The organism is Acidovorax facilis (genome assembly GCF_050626955.1).
In the GTDB taxonomy this organism is placed as follows: domain Bacteria; phylum Pseudomonadota; class Gammaproteobacteria; order Burkholderiales; family Burkholderiaceae_C; genus Acidovorax; species Acidovorax facilis.
In genome coordinates this window covers 4,492,606-4,508,332 of sequence record NZ_CP192460.1, presented here as the reverse complement: position 1 = coordinate 4,508,332, position 15,727 = coordinate 4,492,606, and the positions used below count along the sequence as shown (strand labels likewise).

The following is a 15,727-nucleotide window of genomic DNA, read 5'->3' as shown; positions in this document are numbered from 1 at the left end:
CGACAAGCGGCGCAGGGCACAAGCATGCTGATTGCGCTCGATTTTTCTGCCGTCCTCGCGTCGTGGCCTTTGCTGGTGCGTGGCGTGGCCTGGACCATCGGCCTCACCATTGTGGGCACCGTGCTGGGCCTGTTGCTGGGCACGGTCTGCGCCTGGGCGCGTGCGCGCAACCTGGGCCACCGGCCCACTGCGCTGCGCTGGGCCGTGGCCAGCTATGTGGAGCTGGTGCGCAACACGCCTTTCATCGTGCAGCTGTTCTTCCTGTTCTTCGGGCTGCCCGCGCTGGGGCTCAAGCTCTCGCCCGAGTTTGCATCGGTGCTGGCCATGGTGATCAACCTGGGCGCGTATTCCGCCGAAATCATCCGCGCAGGCATCGAGGCCACGCCACGCGGCCAGATCGAAGCCGCGCACAGTCTGGCGCTGACGCCGGGCCAGACCTTCCGGCGCGTGGTGCTGCCGCCCGCGCTGCAAAAGGTGTGGCCCGCCATGGTCAGCCAGATCATCATCGTGATGCTGGGATCGGCCGTGTGCGGGCAGATCTCCACACCCGAGCTGAGCTACGCCGCCAACCTCATCTCCAGCAACACCTTCCGCGCTTTCGAGGCCTTCATCCTGGCCACTGCCGTGTACCTGGTACTGTCCATGCTCACCCGCCGCCTGCTGATGTGGGCGGGTGCACGTTTCCTGGTCGGGAGGTAAGCCGCCATGGTCGAGTTCTCTCTGTGGGACATCCTGCGCAACCTGCTGCTGGCAGCGCGCTGGACGGTATCCCTGTCCCTCATCGCCTTCATCGGTGGCGGCCTGGTAGGCCTGCTGCTGCTGGTGCTGCGCTTGTCCAAGGTGCGTGGCACCGAGCGTTTGATCGGTGCCTATGTGCAGGTGTTCCAGGGCACGCCGCTGCTCATGCAGCTGTTCCTGGCGTATTTCGGCATTGCGCTTTTTGGCATCAAGACCTCACCATGGACGGCCGCGGCCGTGGCGCTGACGCTCTACACCAGCGCCTACCTCACCGAGATCTGGCGCGGCTGTGTGGCCTCCATCCCCAAGGGCCAGTGGGAGGCCGCGCAGAGCCTGGCACTCAACTTTGGCGAGCAGCTGCGCCATGTGGTGCTGCCGCAGGCGCTGCGCATTGCGGTGCCGCCCACGGTGGGTTTTCTGGTGCAGGTGATCAAGGGTACGGCGCTGGCTTCGGTGATTGGTTTTGTCGAGCTGACCAAGGCGGGCAGCATGATCTCCAACGCCACCTACCAGCCCTTCCTCGTCTACGCCTGTGTCGCCCTGCTGTATTTTGTTTTGTGCTTTCCGGTAAGCCTGGTGGCGCAATTGCTTGAAAGGAAACTCCATGGCAACCGCCGCTGAAGCCACCACGGCTACCCCCACTCCCGCCCACGATGGCATCGTGGTGAGCGATCCACCCATCGTGGACATCACGGCCCTGCGCAAGTCTTACGGCACCAACGAAGTGCTCAAGGGCATCGATCTCAAAGTGCAAAAGGGCGAGGTGATTGCCATCATCGGAAAAAGCGGCTCGGGCAAGAGCACGCTGCTGCGCTGCGTGAACGGGCTGGAGGTTTTTCAGGAAGGCGCTCTGAGCGTCAACGGCAAGAAACTCATGCACGACAGCCCCGCTGCCATGCGGGAGTTGCGCCAGCAGGTGGGCATGATCTTCCAGAGCTTCAACCTGTTTCCCCACCTGAGCGTGGGCCGCAACATCATGCTGGCGCCCACGCTGGTGAAGGCGCGTGATGCCAAGACGGCAGAAGCGCAGGCGCGCAAGCTGCTCGAACGTGTGGGTCTGGCCGAAAAGTTTGACGCCATGCCCGATCAGCTCTCGGGCGGGCAGCAGCAGCGCGTGGCCATTGCGCGCGCGCTGGCCATGGAGCCGCAGGTGCTGCTGTGCGACGAGATCACCTCGGCGCTGGATCCAGAGCTGGTGGGCGAGGTGCTGCGCGTGGTGGAGTCGCTGGCACTTGAAGGCATGACACTGATGATCGTCACACACGAGATGGCGTTTGCCCGCAAGGTGAGTGACCGCGTGATCTTCATGCACCAGGGCCGTGTGCATGAAACAGGTGCGCCCGCCGAGCTGTTTGGCAACCCGCAGACGCCGGAGCTGCAGCAGTTCCTGTCGTCGCTGCACGACTGACCCAAAACAAAGCCCGCCTACGGTCTGGAGAGTTCCAGGGCAGGCGGGTCCGCAGGCCCCAATGGCCCGCTACATCCCAGAGGCCACCCGGAGGCTGGTACCGTGCCAGGTCCAGGCGCCTCACAAAAAATCAGGACAGAAGGCCCTTCTCGAATTCTGAGGGTGACAGTGCGCCGCTGTGGTCCTTGTCCAGTTCCTTGAAGCGCTGGCTGATGGCCGGCAGCTGGGTCGCTTCCTTCTCGGTCAGCTGGCCGTCCTTGTCGAGGTCTGCGCGGTTGAATGCCGTGGTGGCCGCCCTGGACGGGTTGCCGGTGCCGGGGCCATACGAATATTTGGAGTCCGCCTGGGGTGCCGTTTTACTGGCTGGGGCGGGCTGGGGCGATGCCGAAGTGGTCTGTGCTTGCAATGCGCCCGCGCCGCCCAGGGAGATGGCGGCGAAAAGCATCACGCTGCGCGTGTCGAACGAATAGGTGCGTCGTTGCAGTGCTTTCATGGAAGCTAAGCTCCTTCGAAGTTGAACAGGGTTGCATTGCACCGCAGCACGGTGGTGAAGGCCAGCACTCTTGCCTGCTGTTGCCCAGGTCAACATTTCCCAGCGTGGTGTAACCCGGCAGTACCGGCACATGTAGTTTTTGCGGGTGGATGTAGCCAGAAGTAGCTCGCAGGTTGGCTGCAGCCCTGGCATCGGAGAGAGAGGCTTGGGGCGGCATGCCCCACGGCGGCGCTTGTGCGCAGGATGACCGGCAGGCCCGTGTACGTCCTACAAGCGACGGGCGTGCGCGCCAAAACAATGAATCCAAGCAATTCGCTTGTTCTGGTGTTTTATCGAAGGAGCCTTTCATGCAAAAGCAAACCATCCTCGCCGCCCTGGCCACACTGGCGTGCACCGCCGCCTTGGCACAAGCCCCCGCCAATGTCACCGCGCGTCCGCCTGCAGAAGTCAACCCCACCGCATCGGGCGGCGCTGCGGCTGCCAATGCCCAGAACAAGGTGGACATGCGCAGCAGCCAGAGCAGCGCAGCACCCGCCAACCCCACCGCGGGTGACGGCCGTGCCGCCCCTGTGGCCGAAATCAACCCCAGTGCAGCAGGCGGCAAGGCCGCAGCCACCGCACAGACGCGTGTCAATGCACGCTTGATGGACAGCAATGGCGACGGGATGGTGTCGCGCAAGGAGTGGGACATCTACCATGCGAACGCCTGGAACACCCTGCAGCCCACGAACACGGGCGTATCCACCGCCGACATTGACAAGCTCAACCGCACCCCCATGACCCACTGATCGGGCCGTGCGTAGCCAACGGGTTCGAACCAACGCCCCTGCATGTGATGGCAGGGGCGTTGGTCTGTCTGGGCAGCGCGGAGCACGGTGAAGCCATATCGCAATGTGGCTTCTTGTGCGGAGAGCAGGGTGATAGGCCCCCTCCCACCGCAGTGGGCCTGGGTGGCGGAGAATCTGCGAATTCTTCCACCGCATGCGGCGCCCCTGCCACCTGCGCTCCACCTTATCGAGGCACCCCATGGGCAACCGACTCACACAGATCGCCACGCGCACCGGCGACGCCGGTACCACCGGACTGGGCAACAACCAACGCGTTTCCAAAAACAGCTTGCGCATCCATGCTCTGGGCGACGTGGACGAACTCAACTCCCACATCGGCCTGCTGCTTTGCGAGCGCGTTCCCGCCGATGTGCGCGAGCTGCTTGTCGAGGTGCAGCACCAGCTGTTCAACCTAGGGGGCGAGTTGTCGATTCCCGGCTACGAACTGCTCAAGGCCGAGGCGGTACTGGCGCTCGATGAGGCGTTGGCCCACCACAACGCGGCGCTGCCCCGGCTGCAGGAGTTCATCCTTCCCGCAGGCACCCGCGCCGCCGCGCAAGCCCATGTCTGCCGCACCGTGGCGCGCCGCGCGGAGCGTGTGGTGGTGGCGCTGGGCAACGAAGAGGCCATCAACGACGCACCCCGGCAGTACCTCAACCGCCTGTCCGACCTGATGTTCGTGCTCGCCCGCGTGCTCAACCGCATGGACGGTGGCGATGACGTGTACTGGAAAAGCGAGCGCCTGGCGCAGCAGAATGCTACTGAATAGATAGCTGCTTACGCTTGACGGTCTTGCGGTAGCGGCCAATTTTCCTCATATTTTCACTGCCTTTTGCAACTGGCGCGCGCCAGGCCAGGGCAGCCGAGCAAGGGCCGCCCCGCAGCGAGGGCTGCGTCCCCCTTCCCGAATCGCGCCTGCGATTCGAGAGAAGGGGGAAGGCACGCAGTGCCTCAGGGGGACGTACCTTATCTCGGTGCCAGGATCGCCATCGTCAGCCGCGACACGCAGGTCAGCTCACCCGCTTCGTTGTGCATATCGATGTGCCACACATGCGTGGTGCGGCCAATGTGCACGGGCCGTGCCGTCCCGGTCACCCAGCCGCTGGTGGCAGAGCGCAGGTGGTTGGCGTTGATGTCCAGGCCCACGGCGCGGTAACCGTCGGGCAGGGTGTAGTAGGCGCCGGTGGAGCCCAGCGACTCCGCCAGCACCACGCTGACCCCGCCGTGCAGCAGGCGAAAGGGTTGCACGGTGCGGTGGTCCACGGGCACCCGTGCACGCAGAAAATCGTCACCCACCTCGACAAATTCAATGCCCAGGTGCTCTACGGCGGTGTTGCGGTTGGCGGCCTCCAGCAGGGCCAGGTCGATGGGTTTTTTCCAGATGGGCATGGTGTTCAACGGGCGTCAGAGCCGGGTCAGTACGAGCCGCGATTGTGCCTATGGCCCGGGGTGAGCAGGTGGAGCTTCCTATGTACGCTCTCAGCTTTGCTGTATGCCCTCTGTCAGTGCGCTCACTACGCAAGCGGCGTTACCAGGGGCGGCCGATGACAAAACGCACGGGTTGGCGCACGGTCTCCATGTCTTCGTACAGCTCGGCCTGCAGTTCGCCGCGGGTAAAGGCTGTGTCGATATTCCACGTTTGCTGGTGTTCGTTGTTCATACGCGCCGATGCGCCGCGCTCGGCTTGCACCACTTGGCCGGAGGAGAGCTTGAAGGACAGCGTCTTGATGCGCAACAGCGTGTCATTGCCCTGGAACTGGACGCTCTTTCCATCTACCTTGAACTGCTTGATGTCTACCCCGCCCAGCTTGATGGGGCCTGGGCGTTCCGGGTCGAAAGCCTGGGCCGCTTTTGTGGTCCGCTTGGCCACGCTGAGGGGGACCGTCCCTTCGAAGATCAGTCCGGTCACCGCCTTGTCGGGCAGCCGGTTGAGGGTCAGTGCGAAGCTGCGTGAGCGAGCGTCGGTTGAAAATTTCGGAAAGCTGGCGATGTCCGCCTGACCTAGGCTCTGGGTGGTTTTGTCGGGGAACACCGCCGTCACTCGCACGTCGCCTTTGTCAAAGAACGAGTTCGTCCACTGGGTGAAAAGACCGGAGCGCGTGGTGGCAATAGCGTTGACCTCCACCTTTGCCATGTCGCCGGTGGCAGCAAACGGAACCAGATTTTTGTCTCTGCCAGGAGGGGCCTCGATAAAAGTCACGCCCAGGATTTTTACGTCAATGGGGGCCTGCGCATACACCTGAAAGCTGCACGCCACCAGGGCGGCCCCAATCATCCGAGGCAAGGTCAACAATGCGAGATTTTTCATGCAATCGATCACTGAAGATGGTCGTGGCCTCGGCGGTGACACACCACAGAGGCTTGTGTGGAGCCGAAGTTTCTCCCTCTCTTCGGCCGGGGCATTGTGCAGTATGCGCAGCGGATAGATGCTGTGCATGCAGAAGCAATTGCCAGACAACAACCCTCTATAGTCGGTCCAAGGAAAGGGCGTTACAGACGCCTAGCACAGCTGACACGGCATGGTTCGGACGATCAATCCTCAGCCCACAAACTTGCCGTTGGCGCCCATCACCCCCAGGTCCAGAAAGCGCGAGCCCACATACGGCGCGCCGCCGGCGTAGTCGATGGACAGGCCACCCAGGTCGCTGCTGCGGATACCGGCCAGTGCGCTGCGCAACTTGGCGCGGGTGAGCTCACGTCCGGCGCGTTCCAGGCCTTCGGTGAGCACGCGGGCATTCACATAGCCTTCAAAGCTGCGGGCCGAAAACTCCTGGTAGCCCAGCGCGCGCATGGCCTTCTGGTAGTCGCGCACCACGGCCACACTCGTGCGGGCCGCGTCGGGCAGCACCATCGACAGCGCAATGCCCGAGGCCTTGCCGCCCAGCTGGCGCAGGTTGTCGCCCGACAGCGCCACGCTGGTGGCGGCCAGCGGCGTGCTGGACGACACCTTCTTGAACTCGTTGACCAGTGTGGCGGTAACGTCACCTGCGGTTCCGAGAAGCACAGCGGCGGCCTTGGCGGCCACGGCCTTGCCCACCACATCGGGCACCTGCGCGCCCTGTGCATCCAGCTTGAAAGCCTTGGGTGCTGGTTGCTTGGCGGCGGCCATGGCCTTGTTCACGTCCGCCAGAAACTCGCGGCCAAACGCCGTGTCTTGGTACACGATGGCCAGGTCGTTCATGCCCATGGACACCAGCTTTTGTGTGAGGCGCTGGGCTTCGTCGGCGTAGCTGGCGCGCACGTGGAACACCGATCGGTACTCGGCCTTGCGCAGCGACGTGGCACCGCTCTGTGGGGCCACATAGGGGATCTGCGCCTCGTCCACCAGCGGCAGGATGCGCTGGTTGTTGGCCGTGCCCATGCAGGAGATCAGCGAGACCACGTTGGCGTCGGCAATCAGCTTTCGCACGTTGTCTTCGGAGCGCGCGGCGTCGTAGCCGTCGTCCAGTGCCAGCAGCTTGATCTCGCGGCCATGGATGCCCTTGGCGTTGGCCTGCGCAATGCCTGCGTCCAGCCCTTGTTTCAATTCCTTGCCCAGGCTGGCCAGTGCGCCGGTGGTGCCCAGCGAGCAGCCAATGGTCACGCTCTTGGCGTCCATGGGGTCCTGCACGCCCACGGCGCGCGAAGAGGTGGCAAGCAGCAGGCCGGTGCTTGCGGCCACAAGGGATTGGGTGAACTGACGGCGTTGCATGGTCAAAAAAACTCGCAGGCAAAAAAGCCACCAGCCCCGGATGGGGGCTGGTGGAGGGTGGACTGGGGGAGGTCGATAGACCTAGGGTTAACCCTGATTTTATCTGCCCAGGCTGGCAATTGGCTGTCAAAGGCCTGGCAGGCCTGGGGGTGTCCTCTTTACACCGTGCTGCCAGGGCCCGCTGGCGCGCGCATGCTGCCCGTCTCCACATACCGCTGGTGCCACGACAACGCCTCGTTCAGCAGGTGCGGTGTGTGCTGGCCCACGGCGCCCCGCTTGGCGCGGGCCACGTAGTCGTGCAGCGCAGGGCGGAAGTCGGGGTGCACGCAGCGGTCGATGATGATCTGCGCCCGTTGCGAGGGCGAGTGCCCACGCAGGTCGGCCAAACCCTGCTCGGTCACAAGGATCTGCACATCGTGCTCGGTGTGGTCCACATGCGAGGCCATGGGCACGATGCAGGAGATGCTGCCGTTCTTGGCCAGCGACGGCGTCATGAAGATCGACAGGTAGGCATTGCGCGCAAAGTCGCCCGAGCCGCCGATGCCGTTCATGATGGCGGAGCCCATGATGTGGGTCGAGTTGACGTTGCCGTAGATGTCGGCCTCGATCATGCCGTTCATCGCAATCAGGCCCATGCGTCGGATCAGCTCGGGGTGGTTGCTGATCTCCTGCGGGCGCAGCACGATGCGCTGCTTGTAGAAGTCGATGCGCTCGTTGAAGTCCTGCATGGCCGCCGGGCTCAGCGACAGCGCCGTGGCCGAGGCGCTTGCGAGCGTACCCGAGCGCAGCATGTCCAGCATGCCGTCCTGCAGCACCTCGGTATAGGCCGTGAGGTTCTCGAACGGGCCGTTGTTCAGCCCCGCCAGCACCGCGTTGGCGATGTTGCCCACGCCCGACTGCAGCGGCAGCAGGTCCTGGGGCAGGCGGCCCTTCTTCACCTCGTGCTGCAGGAACTCGATGATGTGGCCCGCAATGCGGTTGGAGGTGTCGTCCGGCGCGGCATACACACTGTTGCGATCGGGCTGGTTGGTCATCACCACCGCGATCACCTTGGACGGGTCGCAGCGCAGGTAGGGTTCGCCGATGCGCTCGTCGGGTCGCGTCATGGGGATGGGCTTGCGGTGCGGCGGCACATCGGTGCCGTAGTAGATGTCGTGCATGCCCTCCAACCCCGGGTGGTGCCATGCGTTCACCTCCAGGATGATTTTGTCGGCCTGGTCCAGCCAGGTCTTGTTGTTGCCCACCGAAGACGAGGGGATCAGCCGCCCGTCGGGCAACACGCCCGCCACCTCGACCACGGCCACATCCAGCTTGCCCAGAAAACCGAACCACACAAACTGCGCCACGTGCGACAGGTGGATGTCCACATACTGCATCTGCCCCGCATTGATCTGGCGGCGCACCGTCGGGTCGGACTGGTAGGGCAGGCGCATCTCGATGCCGTCCACCTGGGCCAGTGCGCCGTCCAGCTCAGGCGCGGTGCTGGCCCCCGTCCACAGACCGATCTTGAAGCCATGGCCCTGCGCGTTCAGGCTTTCGATGCGGCGGGCCAGCGCGCCCGGCACAGCCTTGGGGTAGCCCGCGCCGGTGAATCCGCTCATGCCCACATGGGCGCCGGCAGGGATCAGGGCGGCCGCTTCATCGGCGGACATGGTGCGGGAGAGAAAGTCGGGGTACAGCACCCGATCGGCCAGGGACATGAACAAACTCCGCAAAAAGAAAAAGGCCACCCGCCCGGTGAGCGGATGGCCCTGTGGACAAAACCCAGGATGCTAGCCTTCGTTCCTTACAAATTAAGGGTTAACCCTTACAAATGCGGTCCGGCGTCCCCATACCCGCAGATTACGCCGCTTTGCGGTTGAGCAGCGCGTACAGCAGGATCGCCCCGAACGTGGCGGTGCCGATGCCGCCCAGCGCAAACTGGCCGAACTTGAGCGTGAAGTCGCCCGTGCCCAGGATGAGGGTGATGGCCGCCACGATGAGGTTCTTGTTCTGCGAAAAGTCCACCTTGTTGTCCACCCAGATCTTGGCGCCCGCCACCGCGATCAGGCCAAACACCACGATGGACACGCCGCCCATCACCGGCAGCGGAATGGTCTGGATCAGCGCGCCGAACTTGGGGGAAAAGCCCAGCACCAGCGCAAACACGCCCGCCAGCAAGAACACGGCGGTGGAATAGATCTTGGTGGCGGCCATCACACCAATGTTTTCGGCGTAGGTGGTCACGCCTGTGCCGCCTGCAGCGCCGCTCACCATGGTGGCTACGCCGTCGCCAATGAACGCGCGGCCCATGTAGCGGTCCAGGTCCTGGCCCGTCATGGCCGTCACGGCCTTGATGTGGCCCAGGTTCTCGGCCACCAGGATGATGGCCACGGGCGCAATCAGCAGCATGGCATTGGCTTCGAACACCGGCGCAGCAAAGTTGGGCAAACCAAACCATGCGGCGTTGGCCAGTGCGGACAGGTCCATGGGCTTGCCCAGCCCCAGGCCGTTGGTCAGCACCGCGTAGATGATGCTCGCCACGATCAAGCCCACCAGAATCAGCAGGCGCTGCACCATGCCGCGCGTGAGCACGGCCACCAGGCCCACGCTCACAAAGGTCACCACCTGCATCCAGCTGTCAAAGTTGCTGGCCGCCATGTTCTTGATGGGAATGCCCGCGAGGTTCAGCCCGATCACCGCCACCACCGAGCCCGTGACCACGGGCGGCATGAAGCGCTCGATCCAGCCCGTGCCAATGGCCTGCACCAGCGCGCCGATGAGCGTGTAGACCAGGCCACACGCAATGATGCCGCCCAGCGCCACGGCAATGTTGGCGTTGGCCCCTTTGCCCGCGTAGCCCGTGGCCGCAATCACCACGCCAATGAACGCAAAGCTCGACCCCAGGTAGCTGGGCACCTTGCCGCCCGTGACCAGGAAGAAGATCAGCGTGCCCACGCCGCTCATCAAAATCGCCACGTTCGGGTCAAAGCCCATCAGGATGGGCGCCAGCACCGTGGCCCCAAACATCGCAATCACGTGCTGCACCCCCATCACCGCCGTCTGCGGCCAGGGCAGCCGCTCATCGGGCCCAATCACCCAACCTTGTTGCAGCACCTCAGCGCTTTTTGTGCGCCAGTTCATGAATCCCATCTTGTCGGTTCCTTGTTGTTGAGGCGCGAATGCTAGTGGATGGGTGAGGCAATGCCGCGAAGCTGCAACTCTTTCGCCGGGCGCTCGCTGTGCCCCGGGTTAGCATTTGGGCCTACCCCGCTCTGCCCCTTGTGGGCACCGCCGCCATGCACTCTCAGCCGTCCTGCCCCAACTGCCGCCAGCCCATGCAGGCCCACCGGTTCACCAGCAACCAGGGGCACTCGCTGGAGCTGGACATCTGTTTTGCCTGCCAGGGCCTGTGGTTTGACAGGCACGAAAACCTCAAGCTCGCGCCCCAGTCGGTGGTCGAGCTGTTCCGCCTGCTGCACGAACACCGCACCGACCAGCACCAGCCCCTGGCAGAACGCATGGCCTGCCCGCGCTGCAACACCAGCCTGGCCAAAGGTTTTGACGTGGTGCGCAGCGGCCGCTACATGATCTACCGCTGCGCCCGCCTGCATGGCCGCTTCAGCACCTTCTCGTCCTTCATGGTCGAAAAAGGCTTTGTGCGCCACATGACGCGCCCCGAGATCGACGACCTGGCCAAACGCGTGGGCGCCATCTACTGCACCAGCTGTGGCGCCCCCGTGGACATCCGCAAGGACCACGCCTGCCCCTACTGCCGCGCCGCGTTCTCCCTCATCGACCCCGACGCCGTGGTGCGCGCCATGGAGGGCTACGCCAAGGCCAGCACCGAGCGCACCACCCACGCCACCCCCCCGGTGGACATCGGCGACGCCCTGGTGGCCCTGGAGCGCGACCGCAGCCGCGCCGAACGCGAGCGGCAAAAGCGCGCGTTCACCAGCGCCAGTGATGCGAGCGACAGCTCATTCACGGGCGATCTGCTGACGGCCGGGGTGGAGTTGGTGTGGGCCTTGATCAACACCAGAAGCCATCACTGAGGGCTTCCGAGGTGGAGCATGACAACGCCTCCCACCACGCACACCAGACCCACTACTTTGATGACGCCCACTGGCTCGCCAAACAGCGCCATCCCCACCACGGCTGCGGCCGCCGTGCCGCTGGCCGCCCACACTGCATAGGTGAGGCCCATGTCGAGCTGGCGCATGGCCACGGCCATGAGCCAGATGGCGAGTGCGTAGCACGCAGCTGCCATGCCTGACGGGAGGAGTCTGGAAAAGCCATCGGAGTACTTGAGCGCGACGGTTCCGGCAACTTCTGCAATGACGCTGGCTGCGACGAGCAGCCAGGCCGATAGGTTTGGATTCATGGGGCACCTTGGCCGAACATGCCCGTTTGTCACTTGTACCGAGTGACACGGGCAGTACGATGAAGCGGTACCCAGATGGTGAAGTGCCGCAGTGTAGCCACGCCCTTGCGATCCATCAAGAACACCCCACGCAGGCTCTGGCGGCCACTTGCGTTTGCGCGGATCATGGAGCGTTGACACAGCGGCAGAGCCGGATGGAGGGCGTGAAGGTGTCCCTTCACGCACCCAGCCCATCCCCCGCACCACACTCCAACCCGTTCACAATGGCGCAGGCCTGTGTTCTGGTGGGCCCCGTCGCAAACAACCAACCAGCCGTGGCACCCGGTGGCCACAGGAGGAGAGGACCTTGCAGCCGCATCCGCCCCCAACCCGACGCCGTGCCCGCACCACCGCCGCCCCGGCGCAGCGCAACCCTGAGAACGCGGGGGATGGCGCCGCTGCCTCCGACGCCGCTACCCCCTGCCTGCTGCAGCGCGCACACCTGCGGGCCGTGCCCAGCACCCTGCTGATCCCGCTGGCAGCGCGCGCGCGGGGGAGCCGTTACTTTCCTTGGCTGGCCTGCAACGACGTGGTGGCCACCAGCCTGGTGGAGCGCCTGGGTGCCGATGTGGAACCGTGCCTGGACGACTTGCCCACGGTGCTCAACGTACTGTGGCGCACGCGCGCCATCAAGGATGCGGGCCGCAGTTTCTTCCTTGCGCACCCGAAGGCTGGCGGCGTGAGCCTGGGCTGTGGCCTGTCGCACCACTTTCAGTGGCTCGATACGGGCGCCAACCAGTGGCTCGATGCTGATCTGCCCGAGGTCATGGACCTGCGCCGCGAGCTGCTGCCGGTGCGCTGCCCGCGCACGCGCCATGCCACGGTGGACATCACGCAGCCTGGCTGGTGGCAGCGGCTGGGGCTGCCTAAGGAGGAAGGGGAAGGCGACGGTGCGGGCGTGCAGCCGGTGTTCATCGTCTGCGAAGGGGTGCTCATGTACCTGCAGCCCGCGCAGGTGCAGGCCGTGCTGCGCGAGTTTGCGCAGTGCGCGCCGGAAGGCTCGCGCCTGGTGATTGATGTCATGACACACCGTGCCGTGGGCCGCGCGGCGCAGCACGCCAGCGTGGGACCCACGGGGGCGGAGTTCCACTGGGGCGTGGGCAGCATGGACGAGCTGGCCGCCGCACACCCGCGCCTGGCGCTGCTGCGCCAGCAGAGCGTGTCGGAGTGTTATGGCTGGCCGGGTGTGGTGCTGGAAACGTTGTGGTGGCCGTGGCTGGGGGCGCCGCTGTATGGCATGGCGACTCTCGGCGTGGACGGCGCGTAAAGCTGCTCGCCGGTGGCTGCTTGGCAGCACGCTCCTAGGAGCGCGCCAGCTGCGCCCACACCGGCGTCTTGCCCGTCAGCTGCCCCACGATGGCGGCCTGCAGCGGCGGCAGCCGCCGCGCGCCCTGCAGCACCAGCTGCCGCAGCAGGCGCGGCACGGGGCGCGTGTCGGTATACAGCCGCACGATGGCATTGGTGCCCTCGTACATCGGCCATGCGTGGCGGTGGTGCGCCCGCGCATAGGTGGCCAGGGCTTCGCCATTGCCGATGTCGTGGCCCTGGCTGCGGGCCGCCACCACGGCGGCTGTCAGGCGTTCCACACCGGCCAGACCCAGGTTGTAGCCATGCGCCGTCACGGGGTGCATGCCCACAGCGGCGTCGCCCAGCAGCGCGCAGCGGTGGTCTGCAAAACGCTGTGCATACACGGCCACCAGCGGGTAGGCGTGGCGTTCGCCCTCCAGCTGCAAAGGCCCCAGGCGGTCGCCCAGCTGGGCCTGCACCGTAGCGGCGAAGGCCTGCGGGCTCTGGGCCATCAGCGCACCTGCGTCGGCAGTGCCCGCCGTGACCACCACCGAGCACAGCGCATGCCCCTCTTGGGGGTCATTGGGCAAGGGCAGCACCGCCAGCGTGCGTTCATAGCCAAAACACTCGTGCGCCACGCCGCCATGGGGTTGGGCATGGCGCATGCGGCAAACGATCACGGTGCGGCCAAAGTCCGTCATGCGTGCGCCAATGCCCAGCTGCCGCCGCGTGGCCGAGAAGCGACTGTCCGCCGCCACCAGCAGCGGGGCCTGCAGACGCTGTGGCGATGGCGCAGGGCCATCGCTGGGGGCAACGGCGGAAGCCTGGGGCAAGTACTCCAGCTCGGCATGGGTGGACTGCGTGGCCACGCGCACCACCTGGGCGCCGGTCACGATGCGGACACCCGGTGTGCGTGCCGCCACGGCATAGGCCGTGCGGCGCAGTGCGTGGTTGGGCACGATGAAGCCCAGAGCCTCCAGCCCCGTACCCTGGGTGCCCAGCTGCAGGGCGCTGCGCTGGCCCAGCGGGCCGTCGTGCACCTGCGCTTCGCGGATGGTGCCCACCTCGTGGGGCGCCAGGCCGGCCCAGGTGCCTAGCCGCTGTAGCGTGGCCACGCTGGGGTGGGTGAGCGCGATCTCGCGGCCATCGGGCGCGGGGTGGGCCAGCGTGGCCTCAGACTGCTGTTCGACCACGGTGGTGGTGAACCCGGCCTGCGCCAGGGAAATGGCCAGCGACAGGCCCGCAGGGCCCGCGCCGACGATGAGAACGTCGCTGTGTGAGGAGGAGGTCATGGCAAGAAGACCGGGCGAAGCAGCCCGGCATCCACCCTGCAACCGTGGGGTGGGGCTTGCCATTGTGGGCGGGCACTCCGCGCGGCGGTTTGCCCTGCATCAAGGCAGTGTGCCTGAATGCTATAAATTAAATAGCTAAAAAATGATACGGGATAAGCGCTAGGGCCTTAAAACATCAAAAATTATGGTGCGTTACGAGCGTGCCGGTTTGCGCGCGCCCTTGGCGGGCTTCTTGCGGGCGCCACCCGCTGGCTTGCCGCGCAGGTGCAGCCCCCAGGTGACCAGCACCCACAGGTACGCCGCCAGCACGCTGTAGGCCGCCATGGCGGCCAGCGACAGCGGTGGTGCGGCGATGGAGCGCGGGCTGGCCATGGTCTCCAGCAGCTGGCGTGTGCCCGTGCCCAGCACCGGCATGGCCGCGCTGCCCGAACGTGCCATGCGTGCCGCCATGAAGATGAAGAACTCCATCAGCAACGCACCGATGACCCAGCAGGCCAGCAGGGCCAGTAGCTGCGCAAACGCCCTGCGGTCGCCCTTGGCCAGGAAGTAGATGGCCGACACCAGCACCAGGGCGGGCAGCAGCAGGGCCAGGGCAGGCCAGGCGGACATGAGGAGATGCATCGGAAGAAGGTGGGGGCGGATCGGAGAGTGTGTCGGGCAGCGCCAGGGCTGCGGACTGCGAATGATAGAGGAGGCTCCCGGCACCCAGTGCCGCCCCAGGGCAGGGTCTGCCTGTACGGGGGCTATGGGTGCGTGTCGCCGCGCTGTCCCTGGCGGAAGGTGTTCGGTGTGCAGCCCAGCAGCGTGCGGAACGAGGCGATATACGCGGCGGGGCTCTCGAACTGCAGGGCGTGTGCGATGCCCTTGACCGGGCGGCCCGAGGCCAGCAGATCGAGCGAGGCAATGATGCGCGCACGCTGGCGCCAGGCGCGAAAGCTCAGGCCCGCTTCCGCCGTGAAGCGCCGGGTGAAGGTGCGGTCGGACATCGCGGCCTCGGCCGCGAGTTCGTGCAGCGAGAGCTGCCACTGGTGGGCCTGCAGCAACAGCGCGAGCGCGCGCCGCAGCCCTTCGCTGGCAGGCATCGGCAGGTGGGTGGGCAGGCAGGGCGTGTGCTGCAGCGTATGCAGCAGCAGGGACACCATCAACTGCCGCGTGGGGTGGTCGAACCCGCCGTTGAAGAGCCCCAGCACCAGCTGCTGGATCAGCGGCGACGCGATCACTGCGTGCACCTCGTCCCGGCGCGCAAACGATGCGCACTGCGCCACCAGCGCCGGCTGGCAGTACACCGTGCGCAGGTCGGTGGCGGAGAGGATTTCGATCGCATGGGCGTGGTGCGGGGGCACCCACAGCGCCCGCTGCGGCGGCACGGTCCAGCGCGCGTGGGGTGTCTCCACCAGCATCACGCCCCGCGTGGCAAACACCAGCTGGCCGCTGCGGTGCTGGTGCGCTGGCAAAAGCGTGCCGGCCGCGTGCGTTTTTGCCAGCGTGGCCCACAGGCCGGCGTCTTGGCGCCCTGGCGATGTTTGTTGGCGTTCTGGTGCTGACATGCCGTCCTATTATGAAACCACCTCCTCCCCACTCCTTCCCCG

Annotated in this window: 17 protein-coding genes; 7 read left to right on the top strand and 10 right to left on the bottom strand. The window is 65.6% G+C overall.

The window, feature by feature from the left end; genetic code table 11:
- Positions 1 to 24: 24 nt before the first annotated feature.
- From ACQ4MJ_RS20670 to ACQ4MJ_RS20660, 3 genes are read left to right on the top strand one after another with little or no spacing between them, the layout of a single operon-like run.
- A complete protein-coding gene (locus tag ACQ4MJ_RS20670) occupies positions 25 to 699 on the top strand; it encodes an amino acid ABC transporter permease (RefSeq protein ID WP_431151443.1) in 675 nt (224 codons plus the stop codon).
- Between the two features lie 6 nt (positions 700 to 705).
- Positions 706 to 1,359, top strand: coding sequence for an amino acid ABC transporter permease (locus tag ACQ4MJ_RS20665; protein WP_431151444.1), 654 nt, complete (start codon positions 706 to 708; stop codon positions 1,357 to 1,359).
- Positions 1,343 to 2,146, top strand: a complete 804-nt coding sequence (locus ACQ4MJ_RS20660) for an amino acid ABC transporter ATP-binding protein (protein ID WP_431151445.1) — start codon at positions 1,343 to 1,345, stop codon at positions 2,144 to 2,146. Before ACQ4MJ_RS20665 ends, ACQ4MJ_RS20660 begins: the two co-directional genes overlap by 17 nt.
- A 130-nt stretch (positions 2,147 to 2,276) precedes the next feature.
- On the opposite strand, the gene ACQ4MJ_RS20655 is transcribed toward ACQ4MJ_RS20660, so the two are convergent.
- On the bottom strand, positions 2,277 to 2,639 hold the full coding sequence (locus tag ACQ4MJ_RS20655; RefSeq protein WP_431151446.1) for an EF-hand domain-containing protein: 363 nt from the start codon (positions 2,637 to 2,639) through the stop codon (positions 2,277 to 2,279).
- 347 nt (positions 2,640 to 2,986) lie between these two features.
- Between ACQ4MJ_RS20655 and ACQ4MJ_RS20650 the strand changes: the two genes are divergently transcribed.
- Together ACQ4MJ_RS20650 and ACQ4MJ_RS20645 are read left to right on the top strand one after the other, a co-directional pair.
- A complete protein-coding gene (locus ACQ4MJ_RS20650) occupies positions 2,987 to 3,427 on the top strand; it encodes a hypothetical protein (RefSeq protein WP_431151447.1) in 441 nt (146 codons plus the stop codon).
- A 238-nt stretch (positions 3,428 to 3,665) separates the two neighbouring features.
- Positions 3,666 to 4,235, top strand: a complete 570-nt coding sequence (locus tag ACQ4MJ_RS20645) for a cob(I)yrinic acid a,c-diamide adenosyltransferase (protein ID WP_121421821.1) — start codon at positions 3,666 to 3,668, stop codon at positions 4,233 to 4,235.
- A 197-nt stretch (positions 4,236 to 4,432) separates the two neighbouring features.
- Here ACQ4MJ_RS20645 and ACQ4MJ_RS20640 read toward each other — a convergent pair whose 3' ends face one another.
- The 5 genes from ACQ4MJ_RS20640 to ACQ4MJ_RS20620 all read right to left on the bottom strand — a co-directional run bounded on the left by ACQ4MJ_RS20640 (position 4,433) and on the right by ACQ4MJ_RS20620 (position 10,289).
- A complete protein-coding gene (locus ACQ4MJ_RS20640; protein ID WP_218301357.1) occupies positions 4,433 to 4,855 on the bottom strand; it encodes a hotdog fold thioesterase in 423 nt (140 codons plus the stop codon).
- Positions 4,856 to 4,994: 139 nt separating this feature from the next.
- Positions 4,995 to 5,903 (bottom strand): hypothetical protein, encoded by a 909-nt coding sequence (locus ACQ4MJ_RS20635; RefSeq protein WP_431151448.1) that lies wholly within the window; start codon positions 5,901 to 5,903, stop codon positions 4,995 to 4,997.
- A 102-nt stretch (positions 5,904 to 6,005) separates the two neighbouring features.
- A complete protein-coding gene (locus ACQ4MJ_RS20630; protein ID WP_055396212.1) occupies positions 6,006 to 7,157 on the bottom strand; it encodes an ABC transporter substrate-binding protein in 1,152 nt (383 codons plus the stop codon).
- Positions 7,158 to 7,315: 158 nt separating this feature from the next.
- On the bottom strand, positions 7,316 to 8,857 hold the full coding sequence (locus ACQ4MJ_RS20625; protein ID WP_431151449.1) for an acetyl-CoA hydrolase/transferase family protein: 1,542 nt from the start codon (positions 8,855 to 8,857) through the stop codon (positions 7,316 to 7,318).
- A gap of 142 nt (positions 8,858 to 8,999) precedes the next feature.
- The gene (locus ACQ4MJ_RS20620) at positions 9,000 to 10,289 is read right to left on the bottom strand and encodes a solute carrier family 23 protein (protein ID WP_431151450.1); all 1,290 of its coding nucleotides are present in this window, start codon (positions 10,287 to 10,289) and stop codon (positions 9,000 to 9,002) included.
- 146 nt (positions 10,290 to 10,435) lie between these two features.
- Here ACQ4MJ_RS20620 and ACQ4MJ_RS20615 point away from each other — a divergent pair, with 146 nt between their 5' ends.
- Positions 10,436 to 11,191, top strand: a complete 756-nt coding sequence (locus tag ACQ4MJ_RS20615; protein WP_431173670.1) for a zf-TFIIB domain-containing protein — start codon at positions 10,436 to 10,438, stop codon at positions 11,189 to 11,191.
- On the opposite strand, the gene ACQ4MJ_RS20610 is transcribed toward ACQ4MJ_RS20615, so the two are convergent.
- On the bottom strand, positions 11,185 to 11,520 hold the full coding sequence (locus ACQ4MJ_RS20610) for a DMT family transporter (RefSeq protein ID WP_121421825.1): 336 nt from the start codon (positions 11,518 to 11,520) through the stop codon (positions 11,185 to 11,187). The two genes, ACQ4MJ_RS20615 and ACQ4MJ_RS20610, sit on opposite strands and share 7 nt — an antisense overlap.
- Positions 11,521 to 11,866: 346 nt before the next feature.
- Here ACQ4MJ_RS20610 and ACQ4MJ_RS20605 point away from each other — a divergent pair, with 346 nt between their 5' ends.
- A complete protein-coding gene (locus ACQ4MJ_RS20605; protein WP_431151451.1) occupies positions 11,867 to 12,826 on the top strand; it encodes a class I SAM-dependent methyltransferase in 960 nt (319 codons plus the stop codon).
- A gap of 34 nt (positions 12,827 to 12,860) precedes the next feature.
- Here the strand turns inward: ACQ4MJ_RS20605 and ubiM are convergent, their stop codons facing one another.
- From ubiM to ACQ4MJ_RS20590, 3 genes are all read right to left on the bottom strand, one after another.
- On the bottom strand, positions 12,861 to 14,138 hold the full coding sequence (gene ubiM / locus ACQ4MJ_RS20600) for a 5-demethoxyubiquinol-8 5-hydroxylase UbiM (protein WP_431151452.1): 1,278 nt from the start codon (positions 14,136 to 14,138) through the stop codon (positions 12,861 to 12,863).
- 192 nt (positions 14,139 to 14,330) lie between these two features.
- Positions 14,331 to 14,747 (bottom strand): hypothetical protein, encoded by a 417-nt coding sequence (locus tag ACQ4MJ_RS20595; protein WP_082437353.1) that lies wholly within the window; start codon positions 14,745 to 14,747, stop codon positions 14,331 to 14,333.
- Positions 14,748 to 14,881: 134 nt separating this feature from the next.
- Positions 14,882 to 15,685, bottom strand: coding sequence for an AraC family transcriptional regulator (locus tag ACQ4MJ_RS20590; protein WP_431151453.1), 804 nt, complete (start codon positions 15,683 to 15,685; stop codon positions 14,882 to 14,884).
- Positions 15,686 to 15,727 lie beyond the last annotated feature (42 nt).